The following is a 25,112-nucleotide window of genomic DNA, read 5'->3' as shown; positions in this document are numbered from 1 at the left end:
AGATGAAATGTTAAATATGGGATTCATCGATCAAGTAGAAGCAATTATTGATGAATTACCTACAGATCGAATGACAATGCTATTTTCTGCGACACTACCAGAAGACGTTGAAAATTTATCTCATACATATATGAAATCACCGACCCATATCGAGATTAAAGCTTCTGGGATTACGACAGATAAAATTGAACATATCCTGTTAGAAGTGAGAGAAGAAGAGAAATTTTCACTTCTTCAAGATATAACAACTCTTGAAAATCCAGATAGCTGTATCATCTTCTGTCGCACACAAGAAAATGTAGACCATGTGTTCAGACAGTTAAAACGTTCTGGCTATCCTTGTGATAAAATTCATGGTGGTATGATACAAGAAGATCGTTTTGCAGTAATGAATGACTTTAAAAGAGGAAAATTTCGTTATTTAGTCGCTACAGATGTAGCAGCGCGAGGAATTGATATTGAAAATATTACCCATGTCATTAACTATGACATTCCATTAGAAAAAGAAAGTTATGTACACCGGACAGGAAGAACAGGGCGCGCTGGTAATAGCGGAAAAGCGATTACATTCGTAACGCCGTATGAAGAGAGATTCTTGGTAGAAATTGAAGAGTATATCGGTTTTGAAATTCAAAAAATAGAAGCTCCATCAAAAGAGGAGCTTGCAAAGGGAAAGGTAGCCTTTGAAGATAAAATAAATGCGAAACCAATTATGAAAAAAGAGAAAAGTGCAGGGTTAAATAAAGATATTATGAAGCTGTACTTTAACGGTGGGAAGAAAAAGAAGATTCGAGCGGTAGATTTCGTTGGTACAATTGCTAAAATCCCAGGTGTCACAGCGGATGATATAGGAATTATTACGATACAAGATAATGTTTCTTATGTTGATATATTAAACGGAAAAGGCCCGCTTGTTTTAAAAGTAATGAAAAACACAACGATAAAAGGTAAGCAGTTAAAGGTTCACGAGGCTATTAAGTAAAAGTAACTACCCACTCTCACAGGTGGGTAGTTTTTTTTATGAAAAATAAGGGAATTATGTAAGGATAAACTTGTTGTATTCGTATATATAAGTGAAGGGGGAGAAGATATGAATGATAGGGAATTAGTAGATGAAATAAAAAAACAAAATACGGAAGCATTGGATCAATTGATTCTTCAATATAGTAAATTGATTTATGGAGTAATCGGAAGTGTACTTGGAGAGAACCATGAAAGAGCAGAAATTGAAGAGTGCTATAACGATGTTCTTCTCATACTTTGGTATAAAATAGACAGTTTTCAAATAGAAAAAGGACAACTTAAAAACTGGATTATTTCTATTGCGAAGTTTAAGGCACTAGATTATAAAAGAAGGTTGAAGAGAAAAAGAATTGAACAAACAATAGAACAACTTATTTTACAAGATGATGAAGATGTAGAAAAAGGATTGCTCAAAGAAGAGGAAAAAGAGTTCGTTTTGAAAGCAATTCATCAGTTAGATGGTGTAGATCATAGTATCTTTTATCGAAGGTATATTGTGGATGAAAGCATAGAGGATATTTCAAGGAGACTACATATGAGTACAGGTTCAGTTTATACCAGATTATCAAGGGGAAAGGAGAAATTAAAAAGGATAATGGAGGGATATTATGAATTGTGAAAGCTATAATATAGATCAAATTGTTTTCGAGCAGTGGGATGAACAAGAAATATCTCGATTTGAAGCAATAGGGGAGCGCCTTGTTGGAAGCTTGGAGAAGAAGAAAAAAGATATCAGAAAACGAATTGCTAGAGAAAATTTTCAGGAGATAGAAGTAAAGGCAAATAATGAGTTAAAAGAAAATGAATTTATTGAATTACAATTCCAAGCAAGAGCTACAGGTGGCTACTATTTGGGTGCAATTATGTGTTCAGCAGACTATGCCGTAATGCCATTAGCGCTTATGGATGTAGGAAATCGATTTGTGGTTTTTGGAACAAGACATAAAGTTATGATTTATGAAGTAAAGGAACTTTATCAAATTCAAAGAGCATACATTATAGAATACGATGATATTTTTAAATATTATTACAAAATAAAAAAGAACGATACGATATTATGTTTTAAAGCTAAGAAAGATAAGCATGGGCAGCTAAGAGAATGCTCAAACTGGATGTTATATGGGTATTTGCAAGGGAGAATTAACATGATTATTAATAGTTCAGATAGAGATATCATAGCTAAGTATCTTAATAGAGAGATTAATTCGAAAAGAGGTCATTAAAAAGGAAAAAGTACATTCTTTTGGTGTAAGATGTACTTTTTTGATCAATAGGGATATGAAAAAGTTATTTGGTATTTATTTTTGAATTTTCCATTCGCATATCATATGAAGCTGCCCATCTTTTAATTTTGCTTGAAGTGAACCACCCATTTTCAGCATAAGTGTTTTTGCAATAGCTAATCCAAGCCCTGTTCCTTTACCGGATCGATGATGATTAGTTGTATAAAAGCGGTCAAACAGGAAAGGAATGTCCTTTTCACTTGCATTTTTAGCATCGTTACTAATGATAAATAGTATAGATGCTTTTTGCTTTTGTAGAGTAATGGATATATTACCACTTGCATGATTAAGGGTGTTATGGATTAGATTTTCCATGACACGCTTAACGGCAGATTCATCAGCAATGATTTGAATGTCTTCGTTTTGTATATGAATACTTGGTTCCATTTTCTTTTCACTAAATTGATCATAAAAAACGACTAAGGGTTCCCATGCTAAGTGATTTATTTTTACCATATGAAGGTTTAATTGATAATCAACAGAATCAATAACGGACAGTTCAAAGAAGTCATTTACTAAGGTTTGTAAACGTGTTGATTTATTTTTAATAATCTTCAAATAGTGTTCTTTTTTATATGTTGTTAGTTCACTTGAATCTAATAACTGAATATATCCTATGATAGAGCATACTGGAGTGAACACCAATAGATTTAGCAATTGTTTTTCCACCTTCAGTCCCCTCTAAATATCGTCTCACCGCTCGTATTTTTTCTTTCGAAGAAAATTTAGCCATAAAAAGTGCACCTCCAATTGTTAGACTGTGTCTAACAATTGGGGTGCACTTCAGAAGTAGGTGGCTTTATTCATGGTTAAGATTCTTTCAAATCGTCAACTAATTTTTCTGCTAAACGTCTATACATATTGCTCATTGTTACAAATGAAGTTAGCAATAAGAGTTTTTCTAATTCTTTATCCTCAAATGAAGCAGCAGCTTTTACCTCAGCCACCCGATTATCTACATCCCTTTTAAAGTTCTCAACATTTGTTTCTGTAAGTTCAAGATAATCTTTGTAGAGGGTGTCCAGTTCGAAAGTATCCTCGTTTATGAGTCTTTCATTGAGAGTCGCTAAAGAACTTTTAATATCATTAATCGAGAGGGCACCCTTTAATTGATAAATTAAACTAATTAAAATCATATGCTCTTTTGAGTATTTTTTATTTTTTATGGGGATGAATAATTTTCCCTTTGCATAGTTATTGATCATCGTTTTTGTAAGTACTTTTTCATCTTCTGTTCTTGTTGTATCACCGTAGTTATTTTCAAATAGTTGAACAACTTGATCTACATATAAATCCACATTAGGGATATCTTCAAGCCTAATGTTTTTTTCTAAATGTAATGTTTCGAGTAAGTTCTTTATGTTTTCCATATAAACCCTCACCTTTGTAGGAATAATGTACACTTTATCTTTAAATATGGTATTACGAAACAAATAAATTGTAAATGTTGACCTCTAGATGGATTGTGTATATAATTACATGTAGTTATAAAAACTACATGTAATTATATAAGGGGTTGTTAATGTGAATACTTACGTGAGAGAACCAGTTAATGCGTTTACCCATCTAGGAGGCGCCATTTTATCATTTATTGCTTTGCTAGCTATGCTTGTGAAAGTTTCTGTGAAAATGCCATCTATTTCTACAATTTCAGCGGTTATTCTATTTGGAGTAGGGATGATGATTCTTTATGCAGCTTCGGCTGTGTATCACAGTGTTGTAGCAAGCGAACGTGTTATTTATTTCTTTAGAAAACTGGATCATTCTATGATTTTCATTTTAATTGCAGGCACATATGCACCTTTTTGCTTAATTACATTACAGGCTGCAAATGGTTTACTATTATTTGTGCTAGTTTATGCTACAGCTATATGTGGTATTGTTTTTAAAATGTTTTGGTTTAACTGTCCGAGATGGTTATCAACAGCAATCTACCTTATGATGGGATGGTTAATTGTTTTATTCTTTACACCGCTATCAGAAAATCTAAGCATAGAGGGTATTTTGTTTTTAGTACTTGGTGGTGTTTTTTATACGATTGGTGGATTTATTTACGGAGCAAAACCAAAATGGCTAGAATTTAAATATATGGGGCATCATGAAGTTTTCCATATTTTTGTGTTGTTAGGTAGTCTGGCCCACTTTGTATGTGTATATTGTTATGTGATTTAATAAGTTCTATGTAAGGGTTACATATCACGAGGTATGTGGCCTTTTTAATGGGAATAATTTAAAGTGAAAATTTAATCTCAATATATTATAAATAGGAAGAGTGAGGGGGACGGCAAAATTAGAATCAACCTAAGATAGGGCGATTCTAATTTTGCTCAATTACGTGCATGTTCATTAAAGGATTTGATTAGGAATATATCCTTGATGAACTCGAACAAGTTGTTTATGATATATTTTATCACCTTCTTGTCCTGTAGATGAAGATGAGCTACGTCCGAAGCAATTTGTAATAATATTGGAATGATCGAAGTGAGTGATACGAATTTCATAAAGACTAATTTTGTCATCTAAGTTCGCATACAGAACTACTAATTTTTCACTATCAAGATAGTAGGGGAAATTTGCTTCTTCCTTTTCTCCAACTAGGATTGGTAGTTGTATAGGATTAGAATGGTTGGACCAATCCCATATCTCTACATTAATATAACGTGCATAATTTCTATCTAAGTTTACAATGTTTGCTACGACAGAAGCTGTTTGTGGTTCACGTGTTAATACACCTGTTGAGTGAACGACTTGTTTAGGCATATAATCTCACCTTTCATAAAACATAAATTTTAATTTACGATATTTTATGATAGAAGTGCTAGTTTGGTATATGGCAAATGCTTGCTTCTACTTGTTTCTAAAAGAAATGGGTAGGGAACAATATAGATTTTGAATTTTATTCCAGAATTTTTGGCATTTATTTTTAGATATAATGCTGTTATGATGATGTTATCGTTTTCAGATTGTGTTATATGAGATTGACTTTATCTACTGTTGGAAAGAAATATACTATTTTGAAAACGCTTTAATGATATGGTACAGTGATTGGATTCTTTGGATTTCTTTTTGTTTTGAGGTAGGAAGTCTGACTTGTTTTGAATAAAAAGTGCTAGTACGCATGAAATAATAATTGTTTCTTGTGTATGCAATTTGAAATGGGTAGGACAATATCACTAGTATGATTTTATGTTACGAGGAGGTTAAGGTGTGAAAAAATATGATTTTCACACGAACATATATGGGTTACGTTGGGTTATTGCTTTCAGGCGCAGCTTTGTTTTTAAACAGTCTTGTCATATTAGGAAAAGCAGAGGAAAAAAGCGCAGGCGTTTTTAATTTATTTGTAGGGGTGCTGCAAATTGTCATTCCGTTTTACCTTATTATGATTTCTGATCAAAGTAATTGGACTGTATATTCATATGCAGCCACTTTTTTATTTGGTTTAACGTATTTGTATGTAGGTATCACCTTTATTACGGGAGTGAGTGGCAATGGGCTAGGATGGTTTTGCCTCTGGGTGGCTCTTGTTGCACTATTTTATATGGTTGTGTCATTCGTTCAATTCCAAGATATTGTTAGTGCACTGACTTGGTTTATGTGGGCGCTTCTTTGGTATTTATTCTTTGTGTTAAATGTACAAAAAAAGAATATAAACCAATACCTTGGTAGGATAGCGTTTGTACAATCATGGGTAACGCTCACGTTGCCATCGCTTCTTTATTTTATGGGGATATGGGGAACACCAGTAGTTTATCAGGCATGGATTTATGTATCGGTAGTTTCTATTTTATATTTCTGTTATTGCATTTTTAAATATCGAGTACGTTAATAGTAGTAAGATGAGGGAAAGAGAATCTGGCTGGATTCTCTTTTTTATGTGGAAATAAATTCAAGTATAATGAAGTTACAAATACTTATTCAGTCACCATAGAACATTAAAATAACTAAGGGAATGATACATATGACGAAAATATTAGTGTTAGGCGGAACAAGATTTTTCGGAAAACGATTAGTTGAAAGCCTCCTGCAAGCTGGGCACGATGTAACAATTGCAACGCGGGGACTTAAGACAGACTCGTTTGGTAGTGCTGTTAAAAGAGTCGTTGTAGATCGAGAAGATGAAGGAATGCTAAAGGAAATGTTAGCGGGTGCAAGTTATGACGTTGTGTATGATAATCTATGCTATAGTCCGAATGCAGCGAAGATTATATGCAAAGTACTTCATAGTAAGGTGAAGAAATATATTGTTACATCCTCAATGGCTGTATATGAGTCGGCACTATCTTTAAAAGAAGATGATTTCAATCCGTATCAGTATCCGATTGTTTATGGAGATAGGCAAGATTTTTCTTATAGTGAAGGAAAAAGATTAGCAGAGGCCGTTTTGTTTAAACATGTAACATTTCCTGTAATTGCAGTGCGCTTTCCAGTTGTTATTGGTGAAAATGATTATACAAAGCGATTGCAGTTTTATGTTGAAAATATCGTGAAGAGAAAGCCTTTTGTAGTAGAAGATATAGAAGGCAAAATGTCTTTTATCCATGAAAAAGAAGCAGGTGGTTTTCTAGCATATCTTAGTACGATGAATATAGATGGTCCAATTAATGCATGTAGTAATGGTGTGATTTCTATGCGAGAAGTTATTCATTTTGTAGAAAAAAATACAGGCATAAAAGCTTGTATTGAAGCAAAAGGTGAGAACGTGGCCCCGTATAATGGGATGGCAAATTGTACGATAAATAATACGAAAGCAAAAGAATTAGGATTTCAGTTTAGAAATTTAGAGACGGATGTGAATAATATATTGAAATACTATATTGAGGTAATGTAATGATTATTCATAAATCCCCCGGTGGCAATCCGGGGGATTTTGGAGGATTTCGACGATACTAGTTTACATTACCAAATTTACCTTATATGCATGATTAATATTCTTGTGATTTAATTGCTTGTAAATATTTTTCATTTACTTGATCCCAGTTAACAGTATGCCACCAATTTGTAATAAATTCTGGACGGTGGTTTTGATACTGCAAATAATAAGCATGTTCTCATACATCAATTACGAGCAATGGGATTTTTCCTTCTTGCAAGGGTGTATCTTGATTTGGTTTGTTACTACACTCCTTTTTGCTTATACTGTAAAGTAATAGTGTCTTGTTGAAATAGAAGGAGATTGTTTATGGATAAAATGAAAGAATTAATAGATGAAGCAAGAAAATTTATTACAATTTGCTATCAAGAACTTGGTAAAGAGCAACAAATAGACGAACGTCTCAATCAAATTTTATCGGAAATTGAAATGACAGGAACATATGAACACACCTTTGAGGAACTTGTTCATGGTGCACGTATGGCCTGGAGAAATAGTAACCGATGTATTGGAAGATTATTTTGGAATAAAATGCATATATTAGATGCTCGTGAAGTGAATGATGAGGAAGGGGTATATAATGCACTTATTCATCATATTCGATATGCAACGAATAACGGAAAAATTAAACCGACAATTACAATTTTTAAGCAGTATAACGGTGAACAAAATAACATTCGAATTTATAACCATCAGTTGATTCGTTATGCGGGATTTGAAACAGAAATGGAAGTGATAGGTGATTCTCATTCGATTCCATTTACAGCGTTTTGTCAGAAACTTGGCTGGAATGGAGAAGGTACGAATTTTGATGTATTGCCACTCGTATTTTCTGTTGATGGACGAGAACCTGTATATAGGGAAATTCCGAAAGAAGAGGTAAAAGAGGTTGAGATTGAGCACCCAGAATATCCATTTGTATCCTTAGGTGCAAAATGGTATGGGGTACCAATGATTTCAGATATGCGTCTAGAGATTGGTGGCATTTCTTATACAGCTGCTCCTTTTAATGGTTGGTATATGGAAACAGAAATTGGGGCTCGTAATTTGGCAGATCATGATCGTTATAATTTACTTCCAGCTGTTGCAGAAATAATGAATTTGGATACTTCGAGAAACAGTACATTATGGAAAGATAAGGCGTTAGTTGAATTAAATGTAGCTGTTTTGCATTCTTTCAAAAAGCAAGGAGTAAGTATTGTAGATCATCATACAGCAGCACAGCAGTTTGGACAATTTGAAAAGCAAGAGGCGGCTTGTGGCCGTGTCGTGACGGGAAATTGGGTATGGCTCATTCCACCATTATCGCCAGCTACTACCCACATCTATCATAAACCTTATCCGAATGATATTCTGACTCCAAATTTCTTTCATAAATAAAAACAAAAGCATTGAAATGTAGAATTTCAATGCTTTTTGATTAAGTTTAATCTAGTACTTTTCCTTTCGTTTCCGGTACACACACTAGCATTGTAATTAATCCAATTGGATAGATAATGAAAATAAGTGATAGAGCTCCGAATAAATTACCACCTGTAGCAAGTAAACCGATAATAACAGGGCCAAATCCTGCGAGATACATATCATTCTTCTTGACGATACCTTCACTATTTTTCGATAATAAAACTAATTAAACAAATAAAGGATGAATCACAGATGCTAGATTTAGTGCTTATGATGATTGAACGAGTTGGATTAATTGTTATACTAGGTTTTTTACTTTCGCATATTAAAACATTTAGGCGCCTTCTTCATAAACAAGATGGATATAAAGATAAGCTCATGCTTATTTGTATTTTTTCGTTATTTACAATTATAAGCAATTACACAGGAATTGAAATTGCAGGGAATACCATTATGAATGAAAATTGGCTGCAAGGTGTCTCTTCATCGAGTACGATTGCCAATACACGTATTATGGGAGTTGGAATTAGTGGTTTACTAGGTGGACCGATTGTCGGGGTTGGCGTTGGATTTATTGCTGGCATTCATCGTTATATGCTTGGGGGAACAACAGCCCTTAGTTGTGCGATTTCATCTATTTTAGCAGGAATTATTACCGGTTATATTGGCCGTATTTTTCAAAAGCATAACCGTGTGATTACACCTAAATTCTCATCTGTTTTAAGTGTTTTTATTGTATCTTTGGAAATGGTTATGATCTTATCTATTGTAGAAGATGGATTTAACGTTGTAAAAAAAATCGCAATACCGATGATTCTTGTGAATAGTTTGGGGAGTTTTATTTTATTGTCTATGGTACAAGCTATTTTACGCCAAGAAGAAAATGCCAAGGCTTTACAAACTCATAAAGTACTTCGGATTGCTGATAAGACATTGCCTTATTTTCGCCAAGGCTTAACGGAGGAATCTTGTAAGCATGTGGCACAAATTATCCATCGTTTTACAGGGACAGATGCGGTATCTTTAACAGATACAGAAAAAATATTGGCGCACGTTGGATTAGCGTCTGATCACCATATTCCTTCTCATAGTTTAATTACAGGGTTATCAAAAGAAGTATTAAAAACAGGGAAAATAATGAAAGCGAAATCACGAGAGATTATTAATTGTCAACATGAAGAATGTCCTTTGCAGGCAGCAATCGTTATTCCGTTAACTTCGCATGGCAATACAATCGGAACATTAAAGCTTTATTTTAAAAATCCGAACCAATTAAGCCGTGTGGAAGAAGAATTAGCAGAAGGGTTAGCGAAGATTTTCTCAACACAGCTTGAGTTAGGAGAGGCAGAATTACAAAGTAAACTACTTCAAGATGCAGAGATAAAAGCATTACAAGCACAAATTAATCCGCACTTTTTATTCAATTCGATTAATACAGTATCAGCTTTATGCCGTACAGATGTAGAAAAGGCAAGAAAGCTCTTATTGCAACTTAGCGTGTATTTTCGTTGTAATTTACAGGGAGCACGCCAGTTACTTATTCCATTAGAGCAAGAACTGAATCATGTACATGCATATTTATCATTAGAACAAGCAAGGTTCCCAAATAAATATGAGGTGAAAACATATATTGAAGAAGGATTACAGACAATTTTACTCCCACCATTTGTATTGCAATTGTTAGTGGAAAATGCACTTCGTCATGCCTTTCCGAAAAAACAACCAATTTGTCAGGTGGAAATTTATGCACACGCGCAGGGAGATATGGTTCATTTTAAAGTGAAAGATAATGGTCAGGGAATTGAACAAGGGCGCTTAGAGCAATTAGGAAAGGCAGTCGTTCCATCGAAAAAAGGAACAGGAACGGCGCTATATAATATTAATCAACGGTTAATAGGACTGTTTGGGAAAGATACAACACTTCATATCGAGAGTGAATTAGAAAAAGGGACAGAAATTTTATTTACAATTCCGATTCAAAACATAGGGGAGGAAGAAAGTGGTGTTAAAGGTATTAGTAGTTGACGATGAGATGTTAGCACGGGATGAATTGAAATATTTATTGCAGCGTACGAAAGAAGTGGATGTAATTGAAGAAGCTGATTGCGTGGAAGATGCATTAGAAAAGCTAATGGGGAATAAGCCGGATCTTGTCTTTTTAGATATTCAGCTTTCAGATGATAATGGATTTGAGATTGCGAATATATTAAAGAAAATGAAGAACCCACCGTCCATTGTTTTTGCAACAGCTTACGATCAATATGCGCTGCAAGCATTTGAGGTGGATGCATTAGATTATATTTTAAAGCCGTTTGATGAAGAGCGAATTGCACAGACACTGAAAAAATATAAGAAACGAAAGCAAACTGAAACAGAGAAAAACCAAGATGTAAGAGCTAAAGATGTAGCTGCGGAGATGCATAAGCTTGCATTGCCAATAGAAGAATCCATTGTGCTCGTGAATATTGAAGATATTGTTTATGTGGGACTTGTGGACGGGAAAGTAACTGTAAAGACGATTCGGGAAACATACGTAACCCATGATACGCTTGTTATTTTAGAAAAGAAGCTGCCGCAAACGAGCTTTATGCGCGTTCACCGTAGTTTTCTTGCGAATATCAACCATATTTCGGAAATACAGCCCTGGTTTAACTCTACTTATAATTTAATTATGAAAGAGGGATCTAAGGTACCTGTAAGTCGTACATATGCAAAGGAACTTAAAAAGCTGCTTCGTATTTAAGAAGCAGCTTTTGCATTTCATCCCGTTATTTTTGTAACTGATTCCGTATATTTGACGTCCCGATATGTAAACGCTTACTTAATCGTTTACATCATATACAATGAAGGTACCAAATCGAAAGAGGTGGCCAAAATGAGTACAAAAAAAGTATACAGTTTCTTATCACAAGCATTTGTTTTTTCAGCTATCATGTTGGTTTCTCATATTATTGCAACGCACTTACCAATTCCAATGCCTTCATCAGTAATCGGATTAGTCATTTTGTTTAGTCTATTATGTTTAAAGGTTATTAAGTTGGAGCAGGTTGAATCACTTGGAACGGCGTTAACAGGTATTATTGGATTTCTTTTCGTACCATCTGGTATTTCCGTTATTAACTCTCTTGGGGTAATGGGGCAATACTTTGTACAGATCATAACTGTAATTGTTGTCGCAACAATTATTTTACTAGCAGTAACAGGTTTATTTGCACAATTTATTCTAGGTAAAGATGAAAAAGAAACAACTGATACAAAACAATTAGATGTTGTAAATAAAGGACGCAAACACGGAAAAGTTGCTTAATATATCAGACCATATATGGTTAGGAGGTAATGAACATGGCAAGCACAATGACTCCATACTTCGGAATCGTCGTTTCATTAATCGCATACGGGATCGGAACATTCTTATTTAAACATTCAAAAGGATTCTTCTTATTTACACCACTGTTTGTAGCAATGGTACTTGGTATTGTCTTTTTAAAGGTTGGAAATTTTACATTTGAAGAATATAATACTGGCGGTAAAATGATTAGTTTCTTCTTAGAGCCAGCAACAATTGCCTTTGCAATTCCGTTATACAAACAAGTTGATAAGCTAAAAAAATATTGGTGGCAAATTTTATCCGCTATCGTTGTTGGATCTGTTTGTTCGGTGATTGTCGTGTTCATTGTCGCAAAAGCAATTGGTTTAGATACATCTGTAATGAACTCTATGCTACCACAGGCAGCAACAACAGCAATTGCACTACCAATATCTGAAAGTATCGGTGGTATTCCAGCAATTACATCTTTTGCAGTTATCTTTAACGCAGTTATTGTATACGCACTTGGTGCTTTATTCTTAAAAACATTTAAAGTGAAAAATCCAATTGCGAAAGGATTAGCGCTAGGAACTGCGGGACATGCACTTGGCGTTGCGGTTGGGATTGAAATGGGCGAAGTAGAAGCAGCAATGGCAAGTATTGCAGTAACGGTCGTTGGGGTTGTAACGGTAGTTGTTATTCCGATGTTTATGCCATTTATCGGCTAACAGAATATGTTTTGTGAAAAATATAAAAGCAAGCTATTCGTAGGACAGATTTCTACTGATAGCTTGCTTTTTGTGTTACAGTAGTGGTAAGACCTATTTTATATAAAAATAAATGAGATTTTCCTTAAATCTTCATTAATACTTTGGATAATACGTTCTGAAAAGGACTATTGTATTGTAAAATAGAAAGTAGCTAATGTATCTTGTTCTTAAATCTAGCGAAAGCAAAGAAGATAGGTAGGAGAGTCCATAAGCACTCGATTTGTGGGGGAGATAAAGAAAATCCCACTTATTAAAGTCTCACTTTATAGGACAGGAGAGATCACTCGTCGATTATGCAAATGAAAAGCCTGTTTCAAAGCAAAGGATTCCAAAGATTACTTGTACTGCTCTTGTTGGCTCTTATATTATATGGGCTACAAAGTATGTTTAATTTAATTTTAATTACGTTCATTCTTACGTATTTAATGGATCGATTCCAAAAGTTTATTTCTCGAAAACTCGATCATTTTATGCCGATTAATCGAAAAATTATTATATCGTTATTATATGTGATGTTAGTTGGTGGAATCACTGTTACGTTAGTTAAGTATCTGCCAGTACTAACGGTGCAAATCTCACAATTAATCTACCAGTTTAATGTATTCTTTAAAAATCCACCAGATAATGAAATTATAAAGGCAGCAATTAATGCCATTAACCATATGGAGCTTTCCAAATATATTGGGCAAGGTGTGGACATTCTTTATAAATCCATCGCCAATGTTGGGAAATTTGGGCTGCAATTTTTCCTTTCTCTTATTTTAAGTTTATTCTTCTTACTTGAGAAGGCACGTATTGTCGCTTTTACCGCGAAATTTAAAGAGAGCAGACTTGCCGTTTTTTATAATGAAATTGAATATTTCGGAAAGAAATTCGCACGTTCTTTCGGAAAAGTAATTGAAGCGCAGTTTTTAATTGCTATTGTTAATTGCGTTTTATCTGTTATTGCGCTATGGATTTTAGGATTTCCACAATTGCTTGGTTTAGCGTTAATGATCTTTTTACTCGGCTTAATTCCAGTAGCTGGTGTAATCATTTCGCTCGTTCCGCTTTGTATGATTGCTTATAATATTGGTAGCATTACGTATGTAGTTTATATTTTAATAATTGTTGCTGTTATTCATGCACTTGAAAGTTATGTGTTAAATCCAAAATTCATGTCACAAAAAACGAATTTACCGATTTTTTATACATTTATGGTATTAACTTTCTCTGAACACTTTTTAGGTGTGTGGGGGCTTATTATTGGTATACCAATTTTTGTGTTCCTATTAGATGTGTTAGATGTGACGAGCGATGAGATAGAAAAAGATTCTGCTAAAAAATAGAGTAAAAAAAGCATCGGACGCCGGTGCTTTTTCTTTTATAACTTCTAACTTCTTATGCCATACTGTAAGAAGAATTAAATAATTGGGGTGAAATAAATGGCTATAAATGAAAAGGTAGAAATTGCAACGTTTGCAGGAGGGTGTTTCTGGTGTATGGTTTCACCATTTGAAGAGATGGAAGGTATTATACAGGTTATTTCAGGTTATACGGGTGGGTATAAAGAGAACCCGACTTATAAAGAAGTTTGTTCTGAAACAACAGGGCATTATGAAGCGGTACAAATTACATTCGATGCAAATAAAATGCCATATGAAAAATTATTAGACATTTATTGGAGGCAAATTGATCCAACAGATATTGGAGGTCAATTTCATGATCGTGGACAATCTTATGAAACTGTAATTTTTTATCATAGTGAAGAACAACTTGAACAAGCAGAAGCTTCAAAATTGGCACTTGCTGAGAGCGGTTGGTTTTCGAAACCAATTGCTACAAAAATACTCCCTGCTACTACATTTTATCCAGCTGAAGAGTATCATCAAGGATATCATAAGAAAAATGCATTTCGCTATGAATTATATCGCCAAGGATCAGGACGCGATGCGTTTATTAAAAAGCATTGGCCGAAAGATAATGCGCATTTAAAAGAGCGATTAACAGATATGCAATTTTATGTAACACAAGAAAATGGTACAGAGCCTCCGTTCCAAAACGAATATTGGAATCATAAAGAGGAAGGAATTTACGTAGACATTGTTTCCGGTGAACCACTATTTACTTCTTTAGATAAATTCGATAGTGGATGCGGTTGGCCGAGTTTTACAAAACCAGTGATGTCCGCTAGTGTAAAAGAGAAAATGGACGTTAGTCACAATATGACGCGTACGGAAGTAAGAAGTAAAGAAGGCGATTCTCACCTTGGGCATGTGTTCCCAGATGGGCCAGGTCCGAATGGTCTTCGTTACTGCATTAATTCAGCGGCGCTTCGGTTTATTCCGAAAGAGGAATTGGAGAAAGAAGGCTATGGAGATTTTTTAATCTTGTTCGGAAATAAAAAATAACCTCGCATATTGCGAGGTTATTTCTTTATTCTACTGTTTTCTTTTTAAACTTACTGAGTACCTCATAAACAATTGGAACGATAAGAAGTGTTAGTAATGTTGAACTTGTTAACCCACCAATTACCGTTACTCCAAGACCTTTAGAAATTAATCCACTTCCTTCGAATCCTAGTGCAAGCGGGATAAGGGCACCAATTGTTGCGATTGCAGTCATTAGAATTGGGCGTAAGCGTGTTGCGCCAGCTTCTAACAATGCTTCGCGTGTTGATAGCCCCTCGCGCTCCTTATGAATAACACGGTCGATGAGAACAATTGCATTCGTTACAACGATACCGATTAACATAAGGGCACCAATCATTGCCGATACGCTTAACGTTTCACCAGAAATCAATAAGGCAACAAGGGCACCAATGATTGTAAATGGTAGCGAGAATAAGATTGCGAGTGGTGCAAGTGCACCGCCGAATGTAACGACAAGAACGAAGTATACAATGGCAATCGCAGCTAACATTGCTAGGCCAAGTTGTTTAAATGATTCTTGAATATCTTTTGTAACACCACCCATAGAAACATCTACACCAGAAGGAAGATCCATTTTATCTACTTCTTTCTGGACAGCAGCAGATGCTTTAGAAACATCATCAGATGTTAATTTTGCACTTACTTCTGCATAAACGCGACCATCACGATGTGTTACTGTATTGGAAGTTTCACCTTCTTTTACAGTCATAACATCTTTAACGGCAACCTCGTTGCCAAGTGGTGTTGTAATTTTACGATTTGTTAAATCATCAATTGTTTGATAATCATGTTTTTCTGCTTCTACATATACGTTAACATCTTTACCGTCTTTTTTGATTGTAGTAAGGACAGGGCGATCATGTTGGTTAGAAAGTCCCATTCCAATTTGGGCAGCGGTTAGTCCCATCTTACTTAATTTTTCTTGATCAGCGACTAATGTGTATTCTGCGTATGTTTTTGCAATACTAGAGTCAACATCTTTTAAATCTTTATTCTTTTTCATGATGTCCTGAATATCTTTAACAACAGGTTTGATGTCTTCTGAGCTATCTCCGTATACGTACAGCTTGATTTCATTGCTACCGCCACTTGCTCCGAAGTCTTGGCTTTTCCATTCACCTTTTCCTGCCATCTTTTGTAAGTCTTTAATAACTTGTTCTTTCTCTTTGTCGAAGTTCTTTGTGTCATTATCATACTGAACGAAGAACATAGCTTGATTTGTTTTACCTGGACTCATTGGGTTTTCTCCACCTAATGAGAACTGAATTGTTTTTACATCTTTTTTATCTTGGAAGTGTTTTTCAGCTTTTGTTGTAATTTTTTCAACATCTTCTAAAGTTTGCCCTGGTGCAGGGTTATACGTTGCAATAATCATTTTCTCTTCTTCAGATGGTAAGAAACTTACACCGATAATTGGTACAAGTGCAAGGCTACCTACTAATAAAAGAACAGCAAGGCTAGATGTAATGATTTTATGGTTTAATGCCCATCCAAGCAGGCGTTTATAGCCATTTGCTAATTTACTTGGTCTTTCTTCATGATGTACTTGTTTTTCTCTTGTACTTTCCTTTTTAAATAAAGAGTGTGCTAACATTGGTACAATTGTAACTGCTACAAGTAATGAAGCTAACAAGGCAAAGACAATTGTTAAAGCGAACGGTAAGAACATTTCACCAATCATACCTTTTACAAGTCCAAGAGGTAAAAAGACTGCAATTGTTACAATTGTTGAAGACATAATCGGAACAAACATCTCTTTTGTCGCTTCACGAATTAAGTCTCTACCTTTTAATTTTTCGTCTGATAAGGACATGCGTCGGTAAATATTTTCAATAACAACGATCGAATCATCGACAACGCGCCCAATGGCAACGGTCATCGCTCCAAGCGTCATCATGTTAAGTGTAATATCCATCTGTTTTAATACTAAAACAGCAATTAATAAAGAAAGTGGTATAGAGACAACAGAAATCAATGTTGTTCGAATGTTTCGTAAGAACAACATAATAATAACAATAGCAAAGATGGCACCAAATATTGCTTTGCTAAGCATAGTATCAACTGATTTCTCAATCGGTGCACCTTGGTCAAATGTTGAGATGATTTCTAAGTCTTTATATTTTTTCTCAAAGTCCTTCACTTTGTCTTTGACCGCATTTACGACATCAACTGTATTTGCATCAGCAGCTTTTACGATTTGGATACCGATTGCTTCTTTTCCATTTGTACGCGAAATAGATTCGGCTTTTCCTACTTCTTTAATATCAGCAATTTCTTCTAATGTAACAGTGGGAATTCCGTTAGCTGCAGCTGGATTCATCTGTGGCGCTTGAGCTCCTGCTCCTGGTTTGCCTTGACCACTTGCTGCTGAAGGGACGGCAGGAATCTTCATTTCTTTTAAAGCTTTGATTGTTGTAATATTACCATCTACAACAACTGATTTCTCCGTATCTTTAAAAGTATAGAGACCAAGTGGTAAAGATACATCAGAACCTTTAATGATATTTTTAATAGTATCTTCACTTAAACCCAATTCTTGCATCTTATCTTTTTTAAAGACGAGTTGCACCTCATCTACTTGTTGTCCAGCAATTTGAACAGATGCAACGCCATCGAGCCCTTTTAGTCCTGGAACAATATTTTTTTCAACCTTTTCAGTTAAGGCAGCTAAAGATTCATCTTTACTTGCTACGCTTAATGAAATAACAGGAAAGGCATTAAAGTTTACTCGAGAAACTTTTGGATCTTTCACGCCTTCAGGTAATTTTACATTTGCAAGTGCTTCTTTAATTTCAGTTTCAGCTTTTTCCATATTCTTATCAAAGTTATATTCTACTTGAATAGACGAAGCATTTTGATAAGAGGAAGAACTTACAACGTTCACGCCATTTAAATTCTGCAGCTGTTCTTCCATCGGTTTCGATACCTTATCAGCTACTTCTGCTGGTGTAGCACCAGGATAAACCGTTGTTACCGTTACAACTGGCGTTGTAATGTCAGGAATTGTTTCTAGCTTCATATTAAGGCCGGAGTAAATCCCTGCAATGGTAACAATAATGGTTAGTAGCCAAACTGCGAACTTATTTTTTAAAGAAAAGTTAATGATTTTGTTCATGTTTGCGCTCCCTTTTTAACGTGTATTGACCAATCGGTCAGTCTAATACACAATATAACTGACTGATTGGTCAGTCGTCAATGAAAAGGAATGGTATAATAAAGGGAAACTTCCATCAGTGGGGAGGGTTCTTCATCCCTCATTGATAGTTAGTCCTTACCAATTGGGCTTTTACAGGCAGTTATCCTCCATCTATCTTCCTCGTTTCTCTCTGAACCTAGAGGTGGAGGGACTGCCTGTTAATGCGGGATAAAGTTAAGGTGAAATTTTATGATGCGAGATCGAATTAGGAGAGAAAATATGAAAGAAAAAGAACGTTTAATTATAGAAATGGCAATGAAGTTATTTGCAACTAAAGGTGTGAACGCAACGTCGGTACAAGAGATTGTAACAGCATGCGGTATATCAAAAGGAGCATTTTATCTATATTTTAAATCGAAAGATGAATTGTTATTAGCGACACTCCGATATTATTATGACAAAATCCATAAAAAGATGATGGCTATTGATGGAGAATCATTGCTGCCACGTGAAAAGTTTGAAAAACAACTACATTGTCAATTTAATGATGTACAAAAACATAAGGAATTCATTATTATGCACGCGAGAGAAAATGCAATTCCTTTTAATAAAGAAGTAGAAGCATTTATGATGAGAATGAAGCTCGAGTCACATGCATTTTATCGAAATAGTTTATTATCAATTTATGGTGGACAGGTTACTCCATATCTTTTAGATCTTGTTATTATGGTAGAAGGGATATGCAGGGGTTATTTAGAGTTAATTATTTTAAATGTAGCTGAAATAGATTTATTTCATGTTTCATCATTTATTTTAAAGAGGGTGGATGATCTTGTAGCAGGTCTTGTACAATCTAAGGATACGCCTGTTTTACATGAAGAAAAGCTGGGACAATTCTTTTGTAGTTCAGAGCTTATTAAAGAGCAGGCAAAAGAGCATTTTTTACAGGAAATTGTTATGTTCAAACGTACATTAGCAGATCAATTAGAAAATGATGAGTTGTTAGTTACTTTAGATGTTCTTGAAGCTGAAATGAGGTTGCTAAATCCGAGAGTTCCAGTTATTCAAGGGATGCTGGCTAATTTAAAAGCTTACGATGATTTGAAGGATTTTCGGTTGAGATTAGCTGGGTATTACCATATAAAAGTTATATAGGATGGATTTGTTCATCCATAATAAAAAGGGAATCATAGTAGATCCCCTTTTTTATTAGTTATTAGATTGTGCCCATTCTTCTACGTTCCAAACTTTTGTAATCCAATCCTCATAGAAATCTGGTTCGTGACATACAAGAAGGATTGTTCCTTTATATGCTTTTAAAGCTTTTTTTAATTCTTCTTTAGCTGTAACATCAAGGTGATTTGTTGGCTCATCAAACAGGATCCAGTTGCTTTCTTCACCCATTAATTTACATAGACGGACTTTCGCTTGCTCTCCACCGCTTAATTGGCTTAATGGACGAGAAATATGCTCGTTTTTCAAACCACATCGTGCTAACATTGCCCGAACTTGGTGCTGATCTAGACTTGGGAATGTATTCCACACATCATCGATGGGCGTTAAATTCTCAGCTTTTACCTCTTGTTCGAAGTATGCAGGTTCTAAGAAATCACCAAGGCTTGTTTTCCCGCTTAATGGTTTAATTTTACCTAGGATTGTTTTTAATAATGTTGATTTACCAACACCATTACATCCAACAATCGCGATTTTTTCTCCACGCTCAATTGTCATCGTTAATTTTGGTAATAATGCATGTGTGTATCCAATTTCTACATCTTCACCTTCAAAGACAAAGCGACTGCTTGCGCGACATTCTTTGAAAGAGAATTCTGGTTTAATTGCTGTTTCTGGGCGATCAATACGCTCCATGCGATCTAGTTGTTTCTGACGACTCTTTGCACGACCTGTTGTAGAATAACGAGCTTTGTTTTTTGCGATAAAATCTTCTTGTTTTTTAATGAATTCTTGCTGCTTTTGATAAGCGTTTAAATGTTGATTTTTATTGATTTCAGCTAGCTCTAGGAATTTTTCATATGTCGCTGTGTAACGCGTCATTTTTGAGAATTCTAGATGGAAAATAACATCAACACATTTGTTCATAAATTCCGTATCATGGGAAATTAAAAGGAACGCATGTGGATATTCTTTTAGGTAATTTGTTAACCATTGAATATGTTCAACATCTAAATAGTTGGTCGGCTCATCAAGTAATAGTACTTCTGGTTGTTCAAGTAATAGCTTTGCAAGTAATACTTTTGTACGCTGCCCACCACTTAATGCAGAAACATCACGGTCTAATCCAATTGCATCAATTCCAAGACCACGTGCAGCTTCTTCAATTTTAATATCTAATAAATAGAAACCACCTGCTTCAAGTGCATCTTGAATCTCTGCCATTTGATCAAGAAGTTCTTCTAATTCTTCCGGCGTAGCTGTTCCCATTTTCTCAGTAACGATATTGAGTTCTTTTTCTTTCTCAAATAAAGGTAAGAACGCATCTGTTAATACGTCACGAATCGTTCTGCCCGGTGTTAATATTGTATGTTGGTCTAAATATCCGTAATGTGTACCAGGTGTCCATTCTACGCGTCCTTCATCATGGATAAGTTGTCCAGTAATAATATTCATAAATGTTGATTTGCCAACGCCGTTTGCACCAACTAAACCAACATGTTCTCCTGCTAATAAGCGCATTGATACGTCTTTAAATAGTGTACGATCACCAAATGTATGACCTAAATTTTCAACTGTTAATAAACTCATAATGTCCTCCGTCCATTTCAAAATAGTACCTTGAATCATGATACTAAATTCTCGGATATAATGCTATCCTTTCAAAATGTATATTTTTTCAAAAATAGGATTGCTTTTTTTTGGAAAAAGAATATAATGTAATTGAACGGTGGTTAATTAAATTGTGAGGTATGAAAAATGTCGCCAAGAAGAGCAGTTAAACAAGAATTAACGAGAGAAATGATTATGAATGCAGCGAGGGATTTATTTATAAAACAGGGTTATCAACATACTTCAATGCGTAAAATTGCATCAGAATTAGGATATAGCCATGGTTCAATTTATTATCATTTTAAAAATAAAGCAGAACTGTTTTATGCGATGGTAGAGCAGGATTTTCAGTTATTAAATCAAAGGTTAGATGAAGTCACTGCTCAAAATTTACAGCGAGAAGAACAATTAAAAGCAGTGTTATTAGGTTTTATTGAATTTGGTCTACGAAATCAAAGTCATTATGAAATTATGTTTTTGATTAAAGATGAAGAATTAAAAGAATGTCTAGCAGATGAGCCAAATGCTAGTTATGATAAGTTCGCTAATGTTATATCTTCCTTATGTAATGGAAAGGTAAGCATAATGACTATATGGTCTGTTTTTTTATCATTACATGGGTTTGTATCGCATTATTGTAGAAATGTCCAAACGTTTGAAGATGTACAAGATTTAGCTAAAGCACATGTGAATTTTATTGCAAAATCGCTTCGTATGTAAGTGATTTTCTTTTTACAATTAATTGAACGGTGGTTAATTAAAAGGGGGATTAAGATGAAAAAGGCGTTAGTATTGGGAGCATCTGGAGCAATGGGATATGCAATTACAAAGGAATTGTGCGGGAGAGGGATTGATGTAATTGCTTTTGCGAGAAATAAGGAGAAGCTAGAAAAGCTGTTTTACGATGAGGAAAGAATACAAATAATAGCGGGAAATGTATTTAAGCAAGCAGATATAATGGAAGCTGCTAAAGATGTAGATGTGATCTTTCATGCTGTAAATATTCCGTATACAGATTGGGAGATAAAACAGCCAGAGTTACTAAAAAATATATTAGAAACGACGAAACATCACGGTGCTAAATTAGCGATGGTAGATAATATTTATGCGTATGGAAGACAAGGACGAGGGAAGGTAACGGAAGAGGTTGTAAAGAATCCACATACAAAGAAGGGGAAAATTCGTTTACAGCTTGAATTGATGGCGAAACAGGCTGGTGTACCGGTACTTACTGCTCATTTTCCAGATTTTTATGGGCCAAATGCAGAAAGTACGCTTGTTCATCATACGTTACAAGGTGTTCTTGCAAATAAAATATCTAGCTTTGTCGGGGATAAGAAGCTTGCTAGGGAATATATTTTTACGCCGGATGGAGCTAAGGCGATTGTTGAATTAGCATTACGTGATAGTGCATACGGGCAAAACTGGAACATACCAGGAGTGGGTGTAATTACAGGGGAAGAGATGATCGGGCATATAAGAGAATTAACTGGATATAAGAAGCCTATAATGACTGTAAAAAAACGTATGATTGGAATGCTTGGCCTATTTGATAAACAAATGAAGGAATTTTTAGAAATGTTGTATTTGACAGAAGAGCCAGTGGTGTTGAGTGGGGAAAAGTATGAGAGTTATATTGGTGAAGTACCAAAGACATCTTACCATGAGGGACTAAAGGAGACTATTTTGTTTTTGAAGGGGAGAAATTAGATAAAAAAGAAGAGCAAACTGTTCTAATATTGAACGATTGCTCTTCTTTTTTCTTCTATTTAAAATATCCTCGAACGATTCCTTTTAAACGATTTGCATGGAATTTGCGTTTATCATTCGAAATATTTTGCGTCATACGGAATGTAGCGGCTGCAACCGCACGTAAAAAGTATGGGAAGCCGTAATGTAAACGAATTACTCTTCCGAAACCACCGGCATAGGAAATGGCTCTTTTTAATGATTGCTCATTAATGACTTCTTCTTTTACTGGATGGTATACGAATAGGTCTTTTTTAAATAGTCCTGTATATCCATTTTTCATACCGCGTAGTACGAAGTCAGTTTCTTCACCAGCTCCGTAAATTGTTCCTGATCCAACACCTAAGTCTTCATCAAATGTACCAACATCTTGCACAAATTGTTTCGTAAAGAATAGTGTGAAAGACGGTCCCATGAATCCATATTTATCATTTAAAATAATATCGGTTTCTGGTGCATGTACTAATGAGCCTGTTCCTTCAACGTTTGTAGTATTTGTTGATATAAATTGAATATCCTTATCCTTATTAAATGTTTCTAGGATGCTTTCCAACACGTTTGTTTCATAAATACAGTCATCATCCGGAAATGCGATAATATCACCATCAGCTACTTTTAATCCTGCATTACGGGCACGGGATAATCCTTTAATAGGCGTATAAATATAGTTGATGGAAAATTTTTCTTTATAATCTTCAAAGAGATCAGAAATTGGTGTATCGTTTTGGTCAACTACAATGAGCTCAAAGTTTTTATAAGTTTGTTTTTCTAATGAGTTTAGTAAATCAAGAATGTCATCACGTCTGCCGCAAGTAGCCATGATTAAAGAAAATTTCAATTGTAACAGCTCCTTCAAGAGGGTTCATTTGTTCATATACAGAAAATAGTTTGTATTTCTTACGTTATTTTACATTAAGCTCTTTTAAATCTTGCTTTTATTTTGTCTAATAGCATAAAGAGAATTTCATCTTTCGCTATGAATAGGATAAGTGCATAAGCCAATCCACATGCTAACATTGTGACGATAACTTGTAGAACTTGTCCGGAAATTATCGTATTCACTAAGAATGCTATTGGTAAAAATGTTAGTGAATAAAACAGGTATTTTAGCTTTTGCATATCGAATAATGTGTAATTTACTTTTAATTTCTTTTTTATATAAATATATTCCAATACAATCAATGTACAGTTAGCAATCGTTGTTGTAATAATTGCTGTTGTTGGTGTAAGTACATGGAAGAATACAAGCGCAAAATTTAATACAAGGTTTGTAAAACCACAAATGAATAAAAAGCGAACTAAAATACTTTCTTTCTTTTTCACATAAATAATTTGGTTGGATAAAATAGATTCAATTCCTACCGAAATCATATAAAATGCGAAAACCATTAATGTGTCACCAGCTCCGGCATATTGCTTTCCGCCATAAATAATAACGGCTCCGTGAGCGATAAGCATTAAACCAATAGCAGCTGGGAACAACGTAATGAAATATACTTTTGAGATTTTGTTTAGTAATGATTCATATTCTCCTTCAGTTGAGTTTCCTGATAAATAAGAAAGCCTTGGAATTGTAACTTGGACAACACTTAGCATAAGTGTATTAATAATGGTCATAATTTGAAAGGGCATTACATAGAAAGCGACCGTAGCTTCTCCTTTATTTTCTAATAAGAAGAGGCGATCTAATTGTGTATATAACATATTGGCGTTTGAAAAGATAACGACTAATACTAAAGGTTTTAAATGTGGAACAATTGTTAAATTAGAAAAATCAAATTTGACTTGACGCTTCACATATATAAAGCTAATGATATGGTTTAAAAATGTTGATAAGGCTAATAAGCCAGCGAATTTTTTATAGTCATCCACTCCGTGAATTAGAGCGAAAAGAAGCACGACATAAGTAAGTCGGACGATAACTGTTTTCTTCGTAATGAAATCATAATTTTCATGTGCCTCGTTAAACCATTCTACGTAAAACAAATTTGAAATAAAATTGAATCCGAAAATGAGCAGTACAGGAAATAAATTCTTGTCGCCGTATCCAAGGTAGCTAAAGAGTACGAATGTCACTAGAGCCAGGATACTGGTTGTAAAGTTAATCACATATAGACTTGTGAACAATTGTGAAACTTTTTTCTTATCATTTTTTACTAAGCTGATTTCACGTAATCCATATTGATATACACCAAATACAGCAAAAATGAAAAAATAATTAAAAATGGTTTCAGCGGAGCTAACAGTTCCTATTGAAGTGGCCCCGAGTGTTCGGTATGCGTAAGGGCCTACTAAAATTGGAAGAATGATATTAAAGGTATTGAGCAATATTTTATAGAAAATATTTGATACAAGTGACTTTTGCATAATTT

At 34.7% G+C, this 25,112-nt stretch carries 23 protein-coding genes and 3 pseudogenes; 17 read left to right on the top strand and 9 right to left on the bottom strand.

The annotated features are described in order from the left end of the window. From NSQ40_RS27700 to NSQ40_RS27690, 3 genes are all read left to right on the top strand, one after another. The coding region (locus NSQ40_RS27700) for a DEAD/DEAH box helicase (protein ID WP_341286164.1) at positions 1 to 982 on the top strand (982 nt) is incomplete at its 5' end. Between the two features lie 108 nt (positions 983 to 1,090). Next, positions 1,091 to 1,642, top strand: a complete 552-nt coding sequence (locus NSQ40_RS27695) for a sigma-70 family RNA polymerase sigma factor (protein ID WP_003202459.1) — start codon at positions 1,091 to 1,093, stop codon at positions 1,640 to 1,642. Further along, positions 1,632 to 2,246, top strand: coding sequence for a hypothetical protein (locus NSQ40_RS27690; protein ID WP_097787026.1), 615 nt, complete (start codon positions 1,632 to 1,634; stop codon positions 2,244 to 2,246). The genes NSQ40_RS27695 and NSQ40_RS27690 overlap by 11 nt, the downstream gene beginning before the upstream one ends. Positions 2,247 to 2,321: 75 nt before the next feature. Here the strand turns inward: NSQ40_RS27690 and NSQ40_RS27685 are convergent, their stop codons facing one another. Further along, on the bottom strand, positions 2,322 to 2,975 hold the full coding sequence (locus tag NSQ40_RS27685; protein ID WP_240522722.1) for a sensor histidine kinase: 654 nt from the start codon (positions 2,973 to 2,975) through the stop codon (positions 2,322 to 2,324). 140 nt (positions 2,976 to 3,115) lie between these two features. After that, positions 3,116 to 3,676, bottom strand: a complete 561-nt coding sequence (locus NSQ40_RS27680) for a DUF1836 domain-containing protein (RefSeq protein ID WP_003202465.1) — start codon at positions 3,674 to 3,676, stop codon at positions 3,116 to 3,118. Between the two features lie 154 nt (positions 3,677 to 3,830). Between NSQ40_RS27680 and trhA the strand changes: the two genes are divergently transcribed. Further along, complete coding sequence (trhA, locus tag NSQ40_RS27675) at positions 3,831 to 4,478, top strand: PAQR family membrane homeostasis protein TrhA (RefSeq protein WP_033796611.1); 648 nt, start codon at positions 3,831 to 3,833, stop codon at positions 4,476 to 4,478. Positions 4,479 to 4,652: 174 nt separating this feature from the next. Here trhA and NSQ40_RS27670 read toward each other — a convergent pair whose 3' ends face one another. After that, a complete protein-coding gene (locus NSQ40_RS27670) occupies positions 4,653 to 5,066 on the bottom strand; it encodes a hypothetical protein (RefSeq protein WP_003202469.1) in 414 nt (137 codons plus the stop codon). A gap of 478 nt (positions 5,067 to 5,544) precedes the next feature. Here NSQ40_RS27670 and NSQ40_RS27665 point away from each other — a divergent pair, with 478 nt between their 5' ends. Then, a complete protein-coding gene (locus tag NSQ40_RS27665; RefSeq protein WP_033797096.1) occupies positions 5,545 to 6,135 on the top strand; it encodes an AmiS/UreI family transporter in 591 nt (196 codons plus the stop codon). Positions 6,136 to 6,267: 132 nt separating this feature from the next. After that, positions 6,268 to 7,137: an NAD-dependent epimerase/dehydratase family protein gene (locus tag NSQ40_RS27660; protein ID WP_097787028.1), complete on the top strand. Its 870-nt coding sequence runs from the start codon at positions 6,268 to 6,270 to the stop codon at positions 7,135 to 7,137. Positions 7,138 to 7,231: 94 nt separating this feature from the next. Here NSQ40_RS27660 and sodA read toward each other — a convergent pair. Next, positions 7,232 to 7,417, bottom strand: a pseudogene (gene sodA, locus NSQ40_RS27655) (superoxide dismutase [Mn]); the annotation flags it as partial. Positions 7,418 to 7,488: 71 nt separating this feature from the next. Between sodA and NSQ40_RS27650 the strand changes: the two are divergent. Beyond that, on the top strand, positions 7,489 to 8,559 hold the full coding sequence (locus NSQ40_RS27650) for a nitric oxide synthase oxygenase (RefSeq protein WP_003202474.1): 1,071 nt from the start codon (positions 7,489 to 7,491) through the stop codon (positions 8,557 to 8,559). A 46-nt stretch (positions 8,560 to 8,605) separates the two neighbouring features. Here NSQ40_RS27650 and NSQ40_RS27645 read toward each other — a convergent pair. After that, a pseudogene (locus tag NSQ40_RS27645) lies at positions 8,606 to 8,755 on the bottom strand (MFS transporter); the annotation flags it as partial. 80 nt (positions 8,756 to 8,835) lie between these two features. Between NSQ40_RS27645 and NSQ40_RS27640 the strand changes: the two are divergent. The 7 genes and pseudogenes from NSQ40_RS27640 to msrB all read left to right on the top strand — a co-directional run bounded on the left by NSQ40_RS27640 (position 8,836) and on the right by msrB (position 15,050). Then, on the top strand, positions 8,836 to 10,608 hold the full coding sequence (locus tag NSQ40_RS27640; protein WP_003202480.1) for a sensor histidine kinase: 1,773 nt from the start codon (positions 8,836 to 8,838) through the stop codon (positions 10,606 to 10,608). Next, positions 10,586 to 11,326 carry a LytR/AlgR family response regulator transcription factor gene (locus tag NSQ40_RS27635; RefSeq protein ID WP_018764849.1) on the top strand — a complete coding sequence of 247 codons (741 nt, stop codon included), beginning with the start codon at positions 10,586 to 10,588 and terminating at the stop codon, positions 11,324 to 11,326. The genes NSQ40_RS27640 and NSQ40_RS27635 overlap by 23 nt, the downstream gene beginning before the upstream one ends. 132 nt (positions 11,327 to 11,458) lie before the next feature. After that, positions 11,459 to 11,890, top strand: a complete 432-nt coding sequence (gene lrgA, locus NSQ40_RS27630; RefSeq protein ID WP_016112789.1) for an antiholin-like murein hydrolase modulator LrgA — start codon at positions 11,459 to 11,461, stop codon at positions 11,888 to 11,890. 35 nt (positions 11,891 to 11,925) lie between these two features. Continuing rightward, complete coding sequence (gene lrgB, locus NSQ40_RS27625) at positions 11,926 to 12,618, top strand: antiholin-like protein LrgB (RefSeq protein WP_003202485.1); 693 nt, start codon at positions 11,926 to 11,928, stop codon at positions 12,616 to 12,618. A 335-nt stretch (positions 12,619 to 12,953) separates the two neighbouring features. Then, positions 12,954 to 13,988, top strand: coding sequence for an AI-2E family transporter (locus NSQ40_RS27620; RefSeq protein WP_003202488.1), 1,035 nt, complete (start codon positions 12,954 to 12,956; stop codon positions 13,986 to 13,988). 96 nt (positions 13,989 to 14,084) lie between these two features. Then, positions 14,085 to 14,552 (top strand): annotated as a pseudogene (gene msrA / locus NSQ40_RS29560) (peptide-methionine (S)-S-oxide reductase MsrA); the annotation flags it as partial. Between the two features lie 45 nt (positions 14,553 to 14,597). Next, positions 14,598 to 15,050 (top strand): peptide-methionine (R)-S-oxide reductase MsrB, encoded by a 453-nt coding sequence (gene msrB / locus NSQ40_RS29555; protein ID WP_371388579.1) that lies wholly within the window; start codon positions 14,598 to 14,600, stop codon positions 15,048 to 15,050. A gap of 25 nt (positions 15,051 to 15,075) precedes the next feature. On the opposite strand, the gene NSQ40_RS27610 is transcribed toward msrB, so the two are convergent. After that, complete coding sequence (locus tag NSQ40_RS27610; RefSeq protein ID WP_097787029.1) at positions 15,076 to 18,186, bottom strand: efflux RND transporter permease subunit; 3,111 nt, start codon at positions 18,184 to 18,186, stop codon at positions 15,076 to 15,078. A 300-nt stretch (positions 18,187 to 18,486) separates the two neighbouring features. On the opposite strand from NSQ40_RS27610, the gene NSQ40_RS27605 reads away from it, so the two are divergent. Then, positions 18,487 to 19,362, top strand: coding sequence for a TetR/AcrR family transcriptional regulator (locus NSQ40_RS27605; protein ID WP_018764851.1), 876 nt, complete (start codon positions 18,487 to 18,489; stop codon positions 19,360 to 19,362). A 54-nt stretch (positions 19,363 to 19,416) separates the two neighbouring features. Here the strand turns inward: NSQ40_RS27605 and NSQ40_RS27600 are convergent, their stop codons facing one another. Continuing rightward, positions 19,417 to 21,009: an ABC-F family ATP-binding cassette domain-containing protein gene (locus NSQ40_RS27600; RefSeq protein ID WP_003202496.1), complete on the bottom strand. Its 1,593-nt coding sequence runs from the start codon at positions 21,007 to 21,009 to the stop codon at positions 19,417 to 19,419. A 129-nt stretch (positions 21,010 to 21,138) separates the two neighbouring features. On the opposite strand from NSQ40_RS27600, the gene NSQ40_RS27595 reads away from it, so the two are divergent. Both NSQ40_RS27595 and NSQ40_RS27590 read left to right on the top strand, forming a co-directional pair. After that, the gene (locus tag NSQ40_RS27595; protein WP_097787031.1) at positions 21,139 to 21,711 is read left to right on the top strand and encodes a TetR/AcrR family transcriptional regulator; all 573 of its coding nucleotides are present in this window, start codon (positions 21,139 to 21,141) and stop codon (positions 21,709 to 21,711) included. Between the two features lie 54 nt (positions 21,712 to 21,765). Then, positions 21,766 to 22,701 carry an SDR family NAD(P)-dependent oxidoreductase gene (locus NSQ40_RS27590; protein WP_018764854.1) on the top strand — a complete coding sequence of 312 codons (936 nt, stop codon included), beginning with the start codon at positions 21,766 to 21,768 and terminating at the stop codon, positions 22,699 to 22,701. Between the two features lie 55 nt (positions 22,702 to 22,756). Here the strand turns inward: NSQ40_RS27590 and NSQ40_RS27585 are convergent, their stop codons facing one another. After that, the gene (locus NSQ40_RS27585; RefSeq protein WP_016112778.1) at positions 22,757 to 23,578 is read right to left on the bottom strand and encodes a glycosyltransferase family 2 protein; all 822 of its coding nucleotides are present in this window, start codon (positions 23,576 to 23,578) and stop codon (positions 22,757 to 22,759) included. A 74-nt stretch (positions 23,579 to 23,652) separates the two neighbouring features. After that, positions 23,653 to 25,107, bottom strand: a complete 1,455-nt coding sequence (locus NSQ40_RS27580; protein ID WP_003202503.1) for an oligosaccharide flippase family protein — start codon at positions 25,105 to 25,107, stop codon at positions 23,653 to 23,655. Positions 25,108 to 25,112 lie beyond the last annotated feature (5 nt).

The organism is Bacillus sp. FSL K6-6038 (assembly GCF_038050455.1).
Classification (GTDB): domain Bacteria; phylum Bacillota; class Bacilli; order Bacillales; family Bacillaceae_G; genus Bacillus_A; species Bacillus_A pseudomycoides.
This window is presented reverse-complemented; position numbering and strand designations above follow the sequence as displayed.